This window comes from Streptomyces sp. NPDC126503 (genome assembly GCF_040302405.1).
Taxonomy (GTDB): Bacteria; Actinomycetota; Actinomycetes; order Streptomycetales; family Streptomycetaceae; genus Streptomyces; species Streptomyces gulbargensis.
Genome location: NZ_JBEORS010000008.1, coordinates 178863 through 195294, shown reverse-complemented (window position 1 = coordinate 195294; position 16432 = coordinate 178863). Strand labels below are relative to the sequence as shown.

Annotated in this window: 12 protein-coding genes; 3 read left to right on the top strand and 9 right to left on the bottom strand. The window is 74.7% G+C overall.

Annotated features, from left to right (window positions below; all coding sequences use genetic code 11):
• Positions 1 to 73: 73 nt before the first annotated feature.
• Positions 74 to 676, top strand: a complete 603-nt coding sequence (locus ABTY40_RS13725) for a hypothetical protein (protein WP_352059670.1) — start codon at positions 74 to 76, stop codon at positions 674 to 676.
• Positions 677 to 737: 61 nt separating this feature from the next.
• Here ABTY40_RS13725 and ABTY40_RS13720 read toward each other — a convergent pair whose 3' ends face one another.
• The 3 genes from ABTY40_RS13720 to purN form a co-directional block, all read right to left on the bottom strand.
• Positions 738 to 2210 (bottom strand): DUF2079 domain-containing protein, encoded by a 1473-nt coding sequence (locus tag ABTY40_RS13720; RefSeq protein WP_502990570.1) that lies wholly within the window; start codon positions 2208 to 2210, stop codon positions 738 to 740.
• A 148-nt stretch (positions 2211 to 2358) separates the two neighbouring features.
• Positions 2359 to 3924 (bottom strand): bifunctional phosphoribosylaminoimidazolecarboxamide formyltransferase/IMP cyclohydrolase, encoded by a 1566-nt coding sequence (purH, locus tag ABTY40_RS13715; RefSeq protein ID WP_352059669.1) that lies wholly within the window; start codon positions 3922 to 3924, stop codon positions 2359 to 2361.
• Complete coding sequence (gene purN / locus ABTY40_RS13710; protein WP_345278472.1) at positions 3899 to 4528, bottom strand: phosphoribosylglycinamide formyltransferase; 630 nt, start codon at positions 4526 to 4528, stop codon at positions 3899 to 3901. The genes purH and purN overlap by 26 nt, the downstream gene beginning before the upstream one ends.
• 241 nt (positions 4529 to 4769) lie before the next feature.
• On the opposite strand from purN, the gene ABTY40_RS13705 reads away from it, so the two are divergent.
• Entirely contained in the window at positions 4770 to 5516 is a 747-nt protein-coding gene (locus ABTY40_RS13705) for a hypothetical protein (RefSeq protein ID WP_352059668.1), read from the top strand.
• Positions 5517 to 5978: 462 nt separating this feature from the next.
• Here the strand turns inward: ABTY40_RS13705 and ABTY40_RS13700 are convergent, their stop codons facing one another.
• A complete protein-coding gene (locus ABTY40_RS13700) occupies positions 5979 to 7496 on the bottom strand; it encodes a cell division protein PerM (RefSeq protein WP_352059667.1) in 1518 nt (505 codons plus the stop codon).
• A 119-nt stretch (positions 7497 to 7615) separates the two neighbouring features.
• On the opposite strand from ABTY40_RS13700, the gene ABTY40_RS13695 reads away from it, so the two are divergent.
• Positions 7616 to 8938: a helix-turn-helix domain-containing protein gene (locus ABTY40_RS13695; RefSeq protein WP_352059666.1), complete on the top strand. Its 1323-nt coding sequence runs from the start codon at positions 7616 to 7618 to the stop codon at positions 8936 to 8938.
• Between the two features lie 81 nt (positions 8939 to 9019).
• Here the strand turns inward: ABTY40_RS13695 and sucD are convergent, their stop codons facing one another.
• From sucD to ABTY40_RS13670, 5 genes are all read right to left on the bottom strand, one after another.
• Positions 9020 to 9904, bottom strand: coding sequence for a succinate--CoA ligase subunit alpha (sucD, locus tag ABTY40_RS13690; RefSeq protein ID WP_309050366.1), 885 nt, complete (start codon positions 9902 to 9904; stop codon positions 9020 to 9022).
• 21 nt (positions 9905 to 9925) lie between these two features.
• Positions 9926 to 11104 carry an ADP-forming succinate--CoA ligase subunit beta gene (sucC, locus tag ABTY40_RS13685; RefSeq protein WP_309050365.1) on the bottom strand — a complete coding sequence of 393 codons (1179 nt, stop codon included), beginning with the start codon at positions 11102 to 11104 and terminating at the stop codon, positions 9926 to 9928.
• Positions 11105 to 11671: 567 nt separating this feature from the next.
• The gene (locus ABTY40_RS13680) at positions 11672 to 12826 is read right to left on the bottom strand and encodes a VWA domain-containing protein (protein ID WP_352059665.1); all 1155 of its coding nucleotides are present in this window, start codon (positions 12824 to 12826) and stop codon (positions 11672 to 11674) included.
• Entirely contained in the window at positions 12823 to 15141 is a 2319-nt protein-coding gene (locus ABTY40_RS13675; RefSeq protein WP_352059664.1) for a DUF5682 family protein, read from the bottom strand. The genes ABTY40_RS13680 and ABTY40_RS13675 overlap by 4 nt, the downstream gene beginning before the upstream one ends.
• Positions 15138 to 16295 carry an AAA family ATPase gene (locus tag ABTY40_RS13670; RefSeq protein WP_352059663.1) on the bottom strand — a complete coding sequence of 386 codons (1158 nt, stop codon included), beginning with the start codon at positions 16293 to 16295 and terminating at the stop codon, positions 15138 to 15140. Before ABTY40_RS13670 ends, ABTY40_RS13675 begins: the two co-directional genes overlap by 4 nt.
• Between the last annotated feature and the right edge of the window lie 137 nt (positions 16296 to 16432).

The following is a 16432-nucleotide window of genomic DNA, read 5'->3' as shown; positions in this document are numbered from 1 at the left end:
CTCATATGCCGTGAATGTCCTCCGCGCGGGCCGCGTACGTCCCCGCAAGAAAACCTCACGGAGGAACCCCGCGATGAGCTTCGGCGAACCGAACAACCCCTACGGCCAGCCGCCGCAGGGACAGCAGCCCGGCTACGGCTACCCGCAGCAGACCCCCCAGGGCACCCCGCCGCAGCAGGGTTACGGCTACCCGGCCGCCCCGCCGGCCGCGCCGTACGGCGGCGGTTACCCGGGCGCGGTGATGGAGATGCCGGGCGGGGTGAAGGCCGCGCGCGTGATGCTGTGGATCCTGGCGATCTGCCAGATCGTCATGGGCGTCGCCACCATGGTGGCCGGCGGCTGGGTCGCCGACCAGATCATGGACCGCTCCGCCGATGTCAACAACGCGGACGGTGCCGCGGCCGCGGTCACCGGCGTCTTCGTGGTCGTCGGCATCCTGGCGCTCGCTTTCGGCATATGGGCGCTCGTCATGGCCCTCAAGACCACCAAGGGCGGCAACGGCCTTCGCATCTCCGCGATCGTCTACGCCTCGCTCGTGGTCGCCATCAGCCTCCTCAGCCTGCTGGGCACGAACGTCTTCGCCCTGATCAGCCTGGTGCTCGGCATCCTGATCATCGTCTTCTACGCGAAGTCGGACGCCGTGGCCTGGTTCAAGCGCAACCAGCCCCAGTACTGAGCCCGAAAACACCGTGGGCCGGATTCCTCTGGAATCCGGCCCACGGTGTTTTTCCCGTCCGTCACTGCCGCTTCAGCACCACGAACCCCTCGGAGCGGTGCACGATCGCGTACCGCGCCTCCGGATGCAGTTGCGAAGCCAGCGCCACCGGGTCGGAGACCGGCTGTGACCAGCCCCGCAGGTCCAGGGCGAGGTAGTCGGGCGTGGCGCCCTTCGCCGTACCGACCCAGTAGACGCGGTGGTCCGCCGTGAGGTGGGCGAGGAGGGGGACGTCGGCCTCCACGCTCGTCCCGTCCGGCACCGCCGCCACCGCGGCCCGGGCCTGGGCGACCCGGGCGTCCGCGCGGTACGTCTCGGAGCGCAGCAGCTCCCGCAGCGGCAGGTTCGCGGCCAGCACGAGCGCGACCGCCGTCGCGACCGGGACGACGACCTTCCCGTACGAGACGAGCCAGGCGCGCGGTGAGGTGCGGACCGCGCGGGCGGCGTCCACGAGGGCCAGGAAGACGACCGGCATGAGGATGGCGCTGTAGTGCCAGTGCATGCCCCAGTGGTTGGCGTCCTGGGAGAGGAAGCGCCAGCCGAGGGTGGGCAGGACGAGCAGGATCAGCGGGGAGCGCAGGGCGAGGAAGCCGGTGATCCCGAGCAGGAAGACGAGCATCTCCCAGCGCTCGCCGGAGGTCAGCGCGTCCGCGACGACCTGCCCGAAGGAGGTCTCCGTGCCCTGCCCGGTCTTCTCGATCTTCGCCCAGTAGTCGTACTGGCCGGCCCGGCTCGCCGCCGGGATCAGGACGAGGACGGTCAGCGCGAAGGCCGCCGCGCCGAAGGCGGCCACGGCCGCCCCGAGCCGCTTGCGGCCCTTCACGACGAGGACGACGCCGACCATGGAGACGGTCAGGCCCATGTCCTCCTTGACGAGGACGAGGGGCAGCGACCAGGCGACGGCCGCGGTCCACCGTCCCAGGAGGAGGGCGCGGCAGGCGAGGGCGAGCATCGGGACCGCGAAGGCGATCTCGTGGAAGTCGGACTTGACCGCCTCCTGGAGGCCCCAGGAGAGCCCGTAGGCGACGGTGAGGGCGAGGCCGGCGGCCCGGCTGCCGAGGATCTGCTGCGCGGTGCGGCCGACGACGACGGCGGAGGCGGCGAACAGCGCGGCCTGCGCGAACAGGAGCGAGACCGGCGAGGGCCAGACCCAGTACAGCGGCGCGAGGAGCGCCGTCACCGGGCTGAAGTGGTCGCCGAGTATGAGGAAGCCGGGGCCCTTGATGTCGACGACCGGGGCGCGGAACTCGGCGTAGGCGCGGACGGACTGCCCGAAGATGCCGAGGTCCCAGGAGGGGGTGCGGAAGTGGCTGTACTGCACCCAGGAGTAGAGGAAGTACAGGCCGCAGAGCACGGCCGCGACGATCAGGTACGGGCGGAGCGGCGCCGGGGACAGTTCCGAGTCCGGGGGGCGCGCGTCGGCGGTGTCCGCAGCGGGCCTGTTCAGTACGTCCAACACCACGTCCCCCAGTACCGGCGGCCGACCAAAGAGCATCCCATTAGACCAGAATCCACCGGCCGGGCCCGTCCGGCCCGGTGGGAGCCGGTGGGGGCTCCCACCGGGCCGGGAGGACCCCACGGCCGGCGCACGGGTCACCCGTGACGGGTGACCCGTGACGGGTGACCCGTGCGCCCGTGGGCGCTCAGTGGAAGAAGTGGCGGGTGCCGGTGAAGTACATGGTCACCCCGGCCTTCTTCGCGGCCTCGACGACCAGCTCGTCACGGACCGAGCCGCCGGGCTGCACGACCGCCTTCACACCGGCGGCGGTGAGGATCTCCAGGCCGTCGGGGAAGGGGAAGAAGGCGTCGGAGGCGGCGTACGAGCCGCGCGCCCGCTCCTCGCCGGCCCGCTCGACCGCGAGCTTCGCGGAGTCGACGCGGTTGACCTGGCCCATGCCGACGCCGACCGAGGCGCCGTCCCTGGCGAGCAGGATCGCGTTGGACTTGACCGCGCGGCAGGCCTTCCAGGCGAAGGCGAGCTCGGCCAGCTCGTCGGCGGAGAGCGCGTCCCCGGTGGCGAGGGTCCAGTGGGCCGGGTCGTCGCCCTCGGCCTGGAGGCGGTCGGTCACCTGGAGGAGCGCGCCGCCGTCGATCGGCTTGACCTCGACCGGGTTGGCCGGGGCGCCCTCGGCCCGCAGCACGCGGATGTTCTTCTTCTTGGCGAGGATCTCGACGGCGCCGTCCTCGTAGCCGGGGGCGACGATGACCTCGGTGAAGATCTCGGCGACCTGCTCGGCCATCTCGACCGAGACGGGGCGGTTGACGGCGATGACCCCGCCGAAGGCGGACAGGGGGTCGCAGGCGTGGGCCTTGCGGTGGGCCTCGGCGACGTCGGCGCCGATCGCGATGCCGCACGGGTTCGCGTGCTTGATGATCGCGACACACGGCTCGGCGTGGTCGTACGCGGCCCGGCGCGCGGCGTCGGTGTCCGTGAAGTTGTTGTACGACATCTCCTTGCCGTGCAGCTGCTCGGCCTCGGCGAGGCCGCCCGTGCCGTCGACGTAGAGCGCGGCGCCCTGGTGCGGGTTCTCGCCGTAGCGCAGGACGTTCTTCCGGGCGAAGGTGGCGCCCAGGAAGTCGGGGAAGCCCGAGTCGTCGGCGGCGGAGTAGTCGTCGGCGAACCAGGAGGCGACGGCGACGTCGTACGCGGCGGTGTGCTGGAAGGCCTCGGCGGCGAGGCGCTTGCGGGCGGTCAGGTCGAAGCCGCCCGCCCGGACGGCGGCGAGGACGTCGCCGTACCGCTCGGGGCTGGTGACGATGGCCACCGACGGGTGGTTCTTGGCGGCGGCGCGGACCATCGACGGGCCGCCGATGTCGATCTGCTCGACGCACTCGTCCGCGGTGGCGCCGGAGGCGACGGTCTCGCGGAACGGGTAGAGGTTCACGACGACCAGGTCGAAGGGCTCGACGCCGAGCTCGGCGAGCTGCGCGCGGTGCGACTCCAGGCGCAGGTCGGCGAGGATGCCGGCGTGCACGCGCGGGTGGAGGGTCTTGACGCGGCCGTCGAGGCACTCGGGGAAGCCGGTGAGCTCCTCGACCTTGGTGACCGGGACGCCGGCGGCGGCGATCCTCCCGGCGGTGGAACCCGTGGAGACGAGCTCGACACCGGCCTCGTGCAGGCCCCGGGCCAGCTCCTCCAGCCCCGTCTTGTCGTAGACGCTGACCAGCGCGCGGCGGATGGGCTTAACGGTGTCCGTGTTCACCGACATGAACCTTTCGTCCCTCAATGCGGTAGCCGTGCCGGGCGAGACGCCCCACGACGTCGACGAGCAGCGAGCGCTCGACTTCCTTGATGCGCTCGTGCAGAGCGGCTTCATCGTCCGTCTCCCGCACCTCGACCACGCCCTGGGCGATGATCGGGCCGGTGTCGACACCGTCGTCGACGAAGTGGACGGTGCATCCGGTGACCTTCGCCCCGTAGGCGAGGGCGTCACGCACCCCGTGGGCACCGGGAAAACTGGGGAGCAGGGCCGGGTGCGTGTTGACGAACCGGCCGCCGAAGCGGGCGAGGAACTCCTTGCCGACGATCTTCATGAAACCGGCCGAGACGACGAGGTCCGGCGCGTACGCGGCGGTGGCCTCGGCCAGGGCGCGGTCCCACTCCTCGCGGGTCGCGTGGTCCTTCACCCGGCAGACGAAGGTGGGCAGCCCGGCGCGCTCGGCCCGCTCCAGACCGGCGATGGAGTCGCGGTCGGCGCCCACGGCGACGATCTCCGCCCCGTACCCCTCGGGGTCGGCGGCGATGGCGTCGAGCAGGGCCTGGAGGTTCGTGCCGGAGCCGGAGACCAGGACGACGAGACGGGCGGCAGCCACAGGAGACACTCTTTCCGTGGTGTTTGTGCGGTCGTACGAACGAATCGTGCCCCTCGATACGGGGAACCCTACGAATGGCTCGACCGTCAGCAACGATACCGGCACACCGGACGGCCCCCACGGGACGGGGGCGGAGCCGGGCGGTAGCGTCAGGGTCCACGCCAGTAGTCAGGCGGGCCGACCGCGGGTGCGGCCGCGGTCACGACGACGGTCACGACGACAGAGGGAAGACGTCCAGCACATGCCGGATCGCCAGTCCACGAACGACAACAACCCGTTCGCGCCGCCGCCCGAGGGCCGGCCGGATCAGCCGTGGCAGCCGCGGCGACCGGAGGGCTCGGGCGACGACGCGTCCGGGGCCTCGGGGTCGTCGGACGCGCAGGGCCCGCAGGGCTCCGAGGGGGCCCAGGGCTCGGCCGACGGGCGCTGGAGCCCGCGTCAGCCGGGCCGTTCGACGGACGGCTTCGGGCGGGGGCCGGACCGCCAGGGCGGTAACGGTCCCGGTAAGGAACCGGGGCGGCCCGCCCTGCGCTGGGACCCGACGGACCCGGCCCAGCGGCGCGCGCGGTACGCGGTTCTCGCGGGCATGTGGGCGTTCTTCTTCGCGATCTTCGAGATCCGGGAGCTGGCGCTGCTGCTCGGCGCGCTCGGGGTCTACTGGGCGGTCAGCGCCCTCCGCGCGAAGCCGGCGGCGCCGGCGGAGCAGCCGACGCGGGCTGCGGAGGTGTCGCCGACGTCACAGCCGCCGTCCCAGCCCTCGGGACCGGCCGCCCCCGCGACGCCGCTCCGCTCCCTGCGCACGGCGGCGATCAGCGGCCTGGTGGCCGCGAGCGTCGCCCTCCTGATCGTCGCGGTCGGCTTCACCATGCAGCTCGTCTACCGCGACTTCTACGAGTGCCGCGACGACGCCCTCACCCACGCGGGCCAGCTCTCCTGCAACAACCACCTTCCGAAGCCCCTCCGCGACGGCTTCGGCGTCCGCGAGTAGCCCTCCGGGACGCGCGCAGCCCCGCGGCCCGGGCCCGTTGCGGCCATCGGTCGCCGGGGCCGGGGCTGCCCCGCCACGGGGGAGTGCTGTGGGCACCCGCCGGCCGGGGGTGGACCGCTCATGACGCCGCCCCACCCGGCGCCGTCGTGGCACACGCCGGGGCGGGGCCCGCCCGACAGCCCCGTGGCACCCGCCGGCCACTGCCGAAGCGGGCGCGTGACGCCGCCACGGGCCGACAGGGTCCAACGCCGCCACGGCGGCCATGTTGTGAGGGGCAGGTGCCGACCGGGGGCAGGCCAGGTGCCACGGCACCGCGACGGCCCCGTGGCGGGCGGGCGCGCGCCGCCACGACCGCCATGTTGTGGGCATACGTCCGCCAAGGGCGGAACGGGTGGGCACAACACCCCCGGGACGGTGCCCGTCCCCGGAACCCCGGTCCCCACCAGGACGGCGCCCCCTCCGCTACGCCGGCGCCCCGTCCCCCGGCTCCGGACCCGCGCCGGGTCCGGGCCCCGCACCCGGAACAGGTCCCCGCCCGGCTCCGGGTTCAGGTCCCGGCCCCGGCCCCGGCCCCGGCCCCGGGGGCGTCGGTTCCCAGGCCGCCGGCAGGAAGTCGTACGGCTCGTACCCGGCGTCGTCCAGCCCGCCCAGGCGACCGTCCAGCTCGTCCAGGTCCTCGTAGCCCGTCGTCGCCCCGGCGACCACCGGTGCGACCGACGGGACAGGCGGGGCCGACGGGACAGGCGGGACCGGCCCGACCGGCCCGCCCCCCGCACCGGCCTCCTCCGGGCCCCGCACGCCCCGCCGCCCCCACGCCCGTACCCCGCACGCCACCGGCACCCCCACGGCCGCGCCCCACAGCACCGCCGCCGCGCCCGTCTGCCACCCCACGGGACCGAAGTCGGCGAGGCGGCCGGAGCCGATCGGGCCCCCGGAGGCGGCGGCGAGGGCGGTCAGCGCGGCGCCCGTCGCCCAGGCCGCGCCGAGGGCCGCCAGGACGGTCCCCCGGGCCGCCAGGTCCCGCCCGGCCCGGCCGGCGTACCAGCCCTGGACCGCGGCCGCGGCGAACGGCACCGCGGCGGCGGACCAGTGCGGCCACGTCCCGCGCGCGTCCGCCGGCAGGGCCGCGAGGAGCGGGAAGGGCGGCAGGGCGGGGACCCCGGCGAGCCCGAGGGGCGTGGCGAGGGCGCCCGTGCCGAGCGCGAAGCCGGGCCCGAGCCCGTACGCCGCGCCCCACACCGCCGCGTTCGGCAGCAGCGCCAGGACGAGCAGCAGCACCGCCGCCCGGCCCGACCACTCCCCCGCGAGGGTGAGGTACGCGGTGTGGGCCGCGCCCGCGTGCCAGACCAGGGAGACCGCCACGAGCACCGCCCCGCCGCCGAGCAGGGTGGCGAGTCCGAGTCCGGCGGCCCGCAGGGCGACCGCCGCCTCGCGACGCCGGGGCAGGGGGCGGCCGAGCGCCGTCCAGACCCCCGCCCCCGCCGCGGCCACGACGACGGCCGGCAGCCACAGCCCGGCCGCGACGAGGTCGGCCGGCAGCGGCCCGCTGGCGCTGTAGACCACGACGGTGGCGCCGACGAGGAGGTATCCGCCGCTGACGGCGCCCACCGCGCCGCCCGGGGTGGGGCGGGGCCGGGTCGGGTCGGCCGGGTCGAGGGTGTCGCGGGCGGTGCGGTGGAGCAGCCAGACGGGGAGGGCGACGAGGAGCAGCGGGGCGGCGCCGAGGGGTGCGGGCAGGCCGGACAGCGTGTCCGTACGGATCAGGTCGACGCCGTGGGCGAGCAGCCACAGGCCGGCGGCGACGTGCAGCGCGCCGCCGGCTCCGCTGTCGGGGAAGGGGGAGCTGATCCAGGCCGCGATCACCAGCACGGCGAGGGCGCCGAGGCCGAGGCCCGCGGCGACGGCGCCACGGACGCAGGCGGTGGCGAACGCGGTGGAACGGCCGCCCTGGACCAGGGGGTGCTCGGTCACGTGGGTCACGGGGCCATGCTGCCAACGACACGCGCTTTCGCGGCGTAACAGGCAAACATCCGTTGTGTCGCTCAATATACGTTTATGTACTTTTCCGCCCAGAGGAGCTCTGCGGGAGGTCGACGCCGATGAGCCGGAGCACCACCGAATCCGCATCCGCCGTCAGTCTTCCGACCCCCAAGGAGCGACGCCGGCTCCGTGAGGCCCTCGCACTGAGCGAGGAGCAGGTCGCCGAGGCCGTGGGCGTCACCAAGGCCACGGTGAAGGCGTGGGAGACCGGGCGTTCGGCGCCGCGGGGCCGTAAGCGCGAGGCCTACGCGAAGCTGCTCGCCGCCGCGGAGGACGCGGGCACCCCCGCCGGCGGCGACCCGCCCGCGAGCGCCCCCGGCCCCGCCGCCCACGTCCGGCCCCGGGCCACCGCCAAGCGGGCCACCAAGCCGCCGAAGGCGCCCTCGCCCTCCCCCGCCATCGCCCAGGGACCGGCCCGCCGGCCGGGCGCCGGACGGCCCCAGGACCAGGAACGCCTGAAACGCACCGCCGCCCCGGCGGAGAACGGCACCCCGGCGGAAACCGTCGCCCGCTCCTCCGGGCCCGTATCCGGCGCTCCCGGGCGGGCCGGAGCACCGGAGTCCGCACGGGCGGCGGCCCCCGTCCTCACCCCCGAAGAGGCCTTCGACGCGCTGTACGCCTACGCCGCGCCCGGCCTCGCCCACCAGGCCTATCTGCTCACCGGGCGCCGGGGACTCTCCCGCGAGGCCGTCGAGCACGCCTTCCGCCAGGCGTGGGAGCGGTGGCCCGAGGTGGCCGTCGACGCCGACCCGGTCGGCTGGGTACGGGCGGCGACCCACGAGTACGCGCTCTCCCCCTGGCACCGGCTGCGCCGCGCCCACAAGCACCCCGACGCCCCGCCGACCGAGGCGAGGCGGCGGGCCCTGCTCGCGGCGCTGCTGGAACTGCCGCCGCCGTACCGCCGGACCGTCCTGCTCTACGACGGGCTCGGCCTCGACCTGCCGGACACGGCGGCCGAGACCGAGGCGAGCACCCCGGCCGCCGCCGGCCGGCTGCTGCACGCCCGCGCGGTCATCGCCGACCGGGTGCCGGAGCTGGCCGAACCGGAGGCCCTGCGGGAACGCCTGGGCACCCTGGTGGCGGAGGCACCGACGACGACCCTCCCGGCGGCCCCCGCGATCCGCACGGGCGGCGAGCGGCGGATCCGGCGCTGGACGCGGGCGGCGATCGGCATGACGGCGGTGCTCATCGGCGTCACGGCCGTCACCGCGGCGACCGCGCCCACCCGCTACATCCCGGTCAACGCGCCCGGCCAGTCCGTCGGAGGGGTGCCGGTGCGGGGCGGCCCGCAGCAGCTGGACCCGGAGGACGTGGAGCTGCGCGACATGCTCAGGACCCTGCCGCATCCAGGCCCCGAGCGGCTCGTCCCGTACGCGGAATAGCGGCTCGCGCGCGCGAGAGGGCCCCGCAGCCACCCGTCTCCGGGTGGGCGCGGGGCCCTCTCACTGTGCGGCGGTGGAAGCTCAGCCGGCGAGGATCGCGCGCGCCAGCTTGGCCGTCTCGGTCGGCGTCTTGCCGACCTTGACGCCCGCGGCCTCCAGGGCCTCCTTCTTCGCCTGGGCGGTGCCGGAGGAGCCGGAGACGATGGCGCCGGCGTGGCCCATGGTCTTGCCCTCGGGCGCGGTGAAGCCCGCGACGTAGCCGACGACCGGCTTGGTGACGTTGGCCTTGATGAAGTCGGCCGCACGCTCCTCGGCGTCGCCGCCGATCTCACCGATCATGACGATCAGGTCGGTGTCCGGGTCGGCCTCGAAGGCCGCCAGGGCGTCGATGTGCGTGGTGCCGATGACCGGGTCGCCACCGATGCCGACGGCGGACGAGAAGCCGATGTCACGGAGCTCGTACATCATCTGGTACGTCAGCGTGCCGGACTTCGAGACCAGGCCGATGCGGCCCGGCTTCGTGATGTCGCCCGGGATGATGCCGGCGTTGGACTGGCCCGGGGTGATGAGACCGGGGCAGTTCGGGCCGATGATCCGGGTCTTGTTGCCCTTCTCCACGGCGTACGCGTAGAACGCGGCGGAGTCGTGGACCGCGATGCCCTCGGTGATGACGACGGCGAGCGGGATCTCGGCGTCGATCGCCTCGACGACGGCGGCCTTGGCGAAGGCCGGCGGCACGAAGAGGACGGACACGTTAGCGCCGGTCTCCTTCATGGCCTCGGCGACGGACCCGAAGACCGGGACCTCCGTGCCGTCGAAGTCGACCTTGGTGCCGGCCTTGCGCGGGTTCACGCCGCCGACGATGTTGGTGCCGTCACCCAGCATGAGCTTGGTGTGCTTCATGCCCGTGGCACCGGTCATGCCCTGGACGATGACCTTGCTGTCCTTGTTGAGGAAGATAGCCATGGCTGTGGTTTCCCCTGTCCCTTACTTCGCAGCCGCGAGCTCGGCGGCCTTGTCGGCCGCGCCGTCCATGGTGTCCACGCGCTGCACGAGCGGGTGGTTGGCGTCGGACAGGATCTTGCGACCCAGCTCCGCGTTGTTGCCGTCGAGGCGCACGACCAACGGCTTGGTGACCTCTTCGCCCTTGGAGGCGAGGAGCTCCAGGGCCTGGACGATGCCGTTGGCGACCTCGTCACAGGCGGTGATGCCACCGAAGACGTTGACGAAGACGGACTTGACGTCCGGGTCGCCCAGGATGATCTCCAGGCCGTTCGCCATGACCTCGGCGGAGGCGCCGCCACCGATGTCGAGGAAGTTGGCCGGCTTCACGCCGCCGTGGTTCTCACCGGCGTACGCGACGACGTCCAGGGTCGACATGACCAGGCCGGCGCCGTTGCCGATGATGCCGACCTCGCCGTCGAGCTTGACGTAGTTGAGGCCCTTGGCCTTGGCGGCAGCCTCGAGCGGGTTGGCTGCGGCCTTGTCCTCGAGCGCCTCGTGCTCCGGCTGGCGGAAGTCGGCGTTGGCGTCCAGGGACACCTTGCCGTCGAGGGCGATGATGTCGCCGGAGGCGACCTTGGCCAGCGGGTTGACCTCGACGAGGAGCGCGTCCTCGGCGACGAAGGTCTTCCACAGGGTCACGAGGACCTCGGCGACCTTCTCGGCGACGTCGGCCGGGAACTTGGCCTGGGCGACGATCTCGCGGGCCTTCTCGATGTCGACGCCGTTGTTGGCGTCCACCGGGACCTTGGCCAGCTTCTCGGGGGTCGTCGCGGCGACCTCCTCGATGTCCATGCCGCCGGCGACCGAGGCCATGGCCAGGAAGGTGCGGTTGGTGCGGTCGAGGAGGTACGAGACGTAGTACTCCTCGAGGATTTCCGGAGCGGTCTCCGCGATCATCACCTTGTGGACCGTGTGGCCCTTGATGTCCATCCCGAGGATGTCCGTCGCGCGGGCGACGGCCTCGTCCGGGGTGGCGGCCAGCTTGACGCCGCCGGCCTTGCCGCGGCCGCCGACCTTCACCTGCGCCTTGACGACCGACTTGCCGCCAAGACGCTCGGTGGCCTCGCGCGCCGCCTCAGGCGTGTCGATGACTTCACCGGCCAGCACCGGTACACCGTGCTTGGCGAAGAGGTCCCTCGCCTGGTACTCGAACAGGTCCACGCGCGTCCGTCCCTTTTCTGATGATCGCGGTTCGTTGTCTGCGTGGGCGTGCCGCGAAGGGCAACGTGACTGCGCTGTCACAAGGGAGGCGTGCACGGAGTCCGTGGACGCGGCATGTCCGTCTCGCAGGTTATCCCCGTGGGACGTGGGTCCCTAAATCGCAGATCACAACGGAGCGGTGATACGGGTCACAGATCGTAGGGGCCAGGGGGCTGTCCGTAGGGGTGGGCCGGGTGGGCCGGGATGCCCCGGTGGCAGGCGTGGCCTGGGCCGTACGGGGCTCACGACCCGCCCTGCGCCGGGGTGAGGGCCCGTGGCGTACGGGTGTGATATGGGCCTCAGTGGGCCGGCGGGCGTCCGTGCGGGTGGCGCGGGGGCGACGGATTCCGCACCGGGGAGGGGCGGGTCGGCCCCCGGGGTTCCGGAAGTCCGGGGCGGGTGCGGGCGCGCCCGCGGCGGGGCCCTGCCCGGACTCGGCGCCCGGGCGCGGGCCCGGCTCTCAGGCGCGGGGCCCGGGTGCGGGCCCGGCTCCCGTGCGGGCCCGGCTCCCGTGCGCGGGCGGCGGCGTCAGGGCGCGGGTATCGGCAGGGGGCGCTTCTCCAGGGCGGCGGCCATGATGTCGGGGAACAGGTCGGGGGTGCAGGCGAAGGCGGGGACGCCCAGGGCCGCGAGCGCCGCCGCGTGCTCCCGGTCGTACGCCGGGGTGCCCTCGTCGGAGAGCGCGAGCAGGGACACGAACCGCACCCCGGAGGCCTGCATGGCGGCGACCCGCTTGAGCATCTCGTCGCGGATGCCCCCCTCGTACAGATCACTGATGAGGACGAGGACGGTTTCGGCCGGACGGGTGATGCGGGACTGGCAGTAGGCGAGGGCCCGGTTGATGTCGGTGCCGCCGCCGAGGCGGGTGCCGAAGAGGACGTCGACCGGGTCGTCGAGCTGCTCGGTGAGGTCGGCGACGGCGGTGTCGAAGACGACGAGCCGGGTGGCGAGCGAGCGGAGGGAGGCGAGGACCGCGCCGAACACGGAGGCGTACACGACGGAGGCGGCCATGGAGCCGGACTGGTCGATGCAGAGCACCACCTCCTTCTTCACCGCCCGGGAGGCGCGTCCGTGGCCGACGAGCCGCTCGGGGACGACCGTGCCGTACTCGGGCAGGTAGTTCTTGAGGTTGGCGCGGAGGGTGCGGTCCCAGTCGATGTCCCGGTGGCGGGGGCGGCTGACGCGGGTGGAGCGGTCGAGGGCGCCGGTGAGGGTGGCGCGGGTGCGGCCGGCGAGCCGTTTCTCCAGGTCGTCCACGACCGTGCGGACGACGGCCCGGGCGGTCTCCCGGGTCGTCTCGGGCAGAGCCTTGCCCAGCGAGAGGAGGGTGCCGACGAGGTGGACGTCCGGCTCGACGGCGGCCAGCATCTCGGGCTCCAGGAGGAGGGTGGCGAGGCCGAGCCGGTCGATGGCGTCGCGCTGCATGACCTGGACGACGGGGGTGGGGAAGTACGCGCGGATGTCGCCGAGCCAGCGGGCGACGGAGGGCGCGGAGGCGCCGAGTCCCCCGGAACGGTCGCGGCCGGTGGCCCGGTCGCCGGCGGCCGGCCGGCCGTAGAGGGCGGTGAGGGCACCGTCCATGGCGGCGTCCGTGCCGGTGAGGGCGTGGCCGGTGCCGTCGGCGTCGCCGCCGAGGACGAGGCGCCAGCGCCGGAGCCGTTCGTCGGCGGTGGTCGGGGTCACGGGTGGGCCTCCCTGCCGAGGATGAGGTGGAGGAGGGGCAGCACGCCGTCCGCCCGACCGGGGTCGGAGGTCTCGGCGAAGCCGGGGGTGACGGGCGCGGACCGGCCGGGCCCGCCGGCCCGGGGGCCGCGGGCGACCAGCTCCCCGAGGCTGCGGCGGACGCCGGGCTCGTACGCCGAGAAGGTGCGGCGCAGCAGCGGCAGGACGGAGGTGAACGCCTCGGCCGGTACGCCGGTGAGCCAGGTGTCCACGAGGCCCAGGAGCCGTTCGTCGTGGACGAGGAGCAGTCCGCCTCCGGAGGCGCCGCCGGCGAACCCCTCGATCCAGGCGGCGGCGTCGGCGGGCGGGACGGCGGGCGAGAGGGCGCGGCTCATGAGGAGGGCCGCCGCGTCCTCGGCGATGCCGCCCTCGTCCAGGAGGAGGCGGGCTGCGCGTCCGCGCAGGAGGCCGGGCACCCGGTCGCGACCGGTGAGGCGGTGGAGCACGGCGCGCCAGCGGGCGGCCGTGCCGGCGGAGTCGGGCAGCAGGCCGACCGCCCGGTGGACGGCGTCGATCCGCTCGCGCATGGCGGTGGCGGCGTCGCCGTCGAGTCCGGCGCAGGCCGGCGGGAGGCCGACGCAGATCCGCTCGGCGAGGCCGGTGGCCACGTCGGCGAGGGCGCCGGTGTCGGTGGCGCGGACGTCTCCGTACCGCAGGGAGCGGGCGAGGGCGGGGAGGGCGTCGGCGAGGTGGGCGACGTCGGTGTCGAGCGCGGCCCGGTCGGCGAGCGCCCGGATCACGACGGGCAGTGCCCGGGTGAGTCCGGCGAGGAGGCAGTGTTCGGCGAGGGCGGTGACGTCGGCGAGGGCGGTGGCGGCGAGGGCCCCGGAGCGGGCCTTGGCGGAGGCGGCGGCTTCGACGGTGGTGCCCCAGACGCCGGCCTCGGCGACCCTGACGTGGAGTTCCGGTTCCCAGCGGAGGTGCCAGGTCTCCCGGAAGGTGCCGGTGCCGGCCCGGCCGGCGGCGGGCCGGCCCCAGTCGACGCCGAGCAGCCGCAGCCGGTGCAGCAGGCGGCTGCGGGCGGCGTCGGTGTCCTTGCGCAGGTCGAGTTCGAGGGTGCGTTCCTGCGCCTCCGGCGTGAGGCGCAGGCCGCGCTGGTGGCGGGTGAGGTCGCGCTGGAGGGGTACGGCGGGGGCTGCGGCCGGGACCTCGCCGAGGTCGTCGCCGACGACGAGCCGGTCGCGGACGAGGGCGAGGGGTACGTCGGAGCCCTCGCAGAGGACGGCGCGGACGGCGTCGGTGGTCTCGTCGAGGCCGGGGTGCGGCCGGCCGCGCAGGGCGGCGAGGGTCTCGGCGAGGCGGACGGCCTCGATGACGTGGGCGGTGGAGACGGGGTGGTCCTCGGCCCTCAGGAGGCCGGCGACCTTGGTCATCCACCGTTCGACCGGGCGGTCGGGGGCGGCGAAGAGGTGCCCGTACCAGCCGGGTGCCTCGATGCCGGCGCCGTAACCGGAGCGGCGGGCGAGCCTGCGGTGGGTCCAGGGCACCCAGGTCAGCTCGGTCCTCACCTTGGGCAGGCCCCTGAGCAGGGCCCGGTCGGCGGTGGCGGTGGTCCTCCGGGCGAGGGCGGGGACGTGCCAGGCGCCGCAGACGACGGCGACGGCGTCGCCGAACTCCTTGCGGGCCTCGCGCAGCCGCAGCCGCATGTGGGCCTCGCGGACCGGGTCGCGGGGGTCGCCGCCGTCGCCGTGCGCCTCGCGGACGGCGCCCATGGCCTCGGCGAGCGCCGCGAAGGGGGCGAGGGGGTCGCCGCCGCCCCGGAGTTCCACGGCGTCCTCCCACCAGCGTTCGGCGTCCTCGTGCCCGGCGGCGCGGGCGAGTTCGGCGAGCGGGTCGACGCGGACGCCGCCGTCGGCGGACTCCTCGTCGTCCCGCCAGGTGGGATCGGAGGCGGCGAGGGTGTGGGCGGCGGGCAGGTCGATGAACCGGACCGTGGCCCCCCGGTCGAGCGCCCAGCGGATCGCGACCCACTCGGGCGAGAACGCGGCCAGCGGCCAGAAGGCGGCGCGGCCCGGGTCGTCGACGGCGTGGGCGAGCAGGGCGACGGGGGGCCGCATCGCGGGGTCGGCGGCGAGGGCGACGAGCGCGTCGGCCTCGGCGGGGCCCTCGATGAGGACGGCCTCGGGCCGGGCGGCGTCCAGCGCGGCCCGTACGCCCCGGGCGGAGCCGGGTCCGTGGTGCCGCACGCCGAGCAGCAGCGGCCCGCCGTCCCGTTCGCGCGGCGCCCTGGCGTTGGGCGGGGGGCCGGCGGGTGCGGTGAGGGTGGAGGGCGTCATGCGCTCACCTCGCGGCAGGCGCGGTAGAAGTCCTTCCAGCCGTCCCGTTCTCTGACCACCGTCTCCAGGTACTCCTGCCAGATCACCTGGTCGGCGGCGGGGTCACGGACGACCGCGCCGAGGATGCCGGCGGCGACGTCGCCAGGGCGCAGCACGCCGTCGCCGAAGTGGGCGGCGAGGGCGAGGCCGCCGGTGACGACGGAGATGGCCTCGGCGGTGGAGAGCGTCCCCGAGGGGGACTTGAGCCTGGTGCGTCCGTCCGTGGTGACGCCGTCGCGCAGCTCGCGGAAGACGGTGACGACCCGGCGGATCTCCTCCACGCCCTCCGGGACGGCGGGGAGCTCCAGGGAGCGGCCGAGCTGTGCGACGCGCCGGGTGACGATGTCGACCTCGGCGTCGGCGGTGGCGGGCAGCGGCAGCACCACCGTGTTGAAGCGGCGGCGCAGCGCGCTGGAGAGGTCGTTGACGCCCCGGTCGCGGTCGTTGGCGGTGGCGATCAGGTTGAACCCGGGGACGGCCTGGACCTCCTCGCCGAGTTCCGGGACGGGCAGCGTCTTCTCGGACAGGATCGTGATGAGGGTGTCCTGCACGTCCGCGGGGACGCGGGTGAGTTCCTCCACGCGGGCCGTCATGCCCTGGGCCATGGCGCGCATGACCGGGCTGGGCACGAGGGCGGCGCGGCTGGGGCCCTCGGCGAGGAGCCGCGCGTAGTTCCAGCCGTACCGGATGGCCTCCTCGGGGGTGCCGGCGGTGCCCTGGACGAGGAGGGTGGAGTCGCCGCTGACGGCGGCGGCGAGGTGCTCGGAGACCCAGGTCTTGGCGGTGCCGGGGACGCCGAGCAGGAGGAGCGCCCGGTCGGTGGCGAGGGTGGTGACGGCGACCTCGACGATGCGGCGCGGGCCCACGTACTTGGGGGTGATCAGGGTGCCGTCGGGGAGGGTGCCGCCGAGGAGGTAGGTGGCGACGGCCCAGGGTGAGAGGCGCCACCGGGTGGGCCGGGGCCGGTCGTCGGCGGCGGCGAGCGCGGTGAGTTCGTGGGCGAAGGCGTGTTCCGCGTGGGGCCGCAGGGCTTCCGTGACGGGCCCCGGGGCGGCCGGGGCGGTGTCCTGCGCGGCGCCGGTCAGGGGCTGCGGGATGGTTTCGGGCACGGTCATGGGTCCCCCTCCAGATCGTTCGACCTGCTGTGCGATCCACGGTGCACCATGTCACTGACAATCGGCCGTCGCCGCAGGTCAGGGGCAGTTTCGTCGGGGTGCGGGGAGGCGGCGCCGGGGCGTTGTCAGTGGCGGCC

Coding starts and splice junctions, on each gene's coding strand:
- ABTY40_RS13725 (WP_352059670.1), top strand. CDS start 74: ATGAGCTTCGGCGAACCGAACAACCCCTACGGCCAGCCGCCGCAGGGA.
- ABTY40_RS13720 (WP_502990570.1), bottom strand. CDS start 2,210: ATGCTCTTTGGTCGGCCGCCGGTACTGGGGGACGTGGTGTTGGACGTA.
- purH (WP_352059669.1), bottom strand. CDS start 3,924: ATGTCGGTGAACACGGACACCGTTAAGCCCATCCGCCGCGCGCTGGTC.
- ABTY40_RS13705 (WP_352059668.1), top strand. CDS start 4,770: ATGCCGGATCGCCAGTCCACGAACGACAACAACCCGTTCGCGCCGCCG.
- ABTY40_RS13695 (WP_352059666.1), top strand. CDS start 7,616: ATGAGCCGGAGCACCACCGAATCCGCATCCGCCGTCAGTCTTCCGACC.
- sucD (WP_309050366.1), bottom strand. CDS start 9,904: ATGGCTATCTTCCTCAACAAGGACAGCAAGGTCATCGTCCAGGGCATG.
- ABTY40_RS13675 (WP_352059664.1), bottom strand. CDS start 15,141: ATGACGCCCTCCACCCTCACCGCACCCGCCGGCCCCCCGCCCAACGCC.
- ABTY40_RS13670 (WP_352059663.1), bottom strand. CDS start 16,295: ATGACCGTGCCCGAAACCATCCCGCAGCCCCTGACCGGCGCCGCGCAG.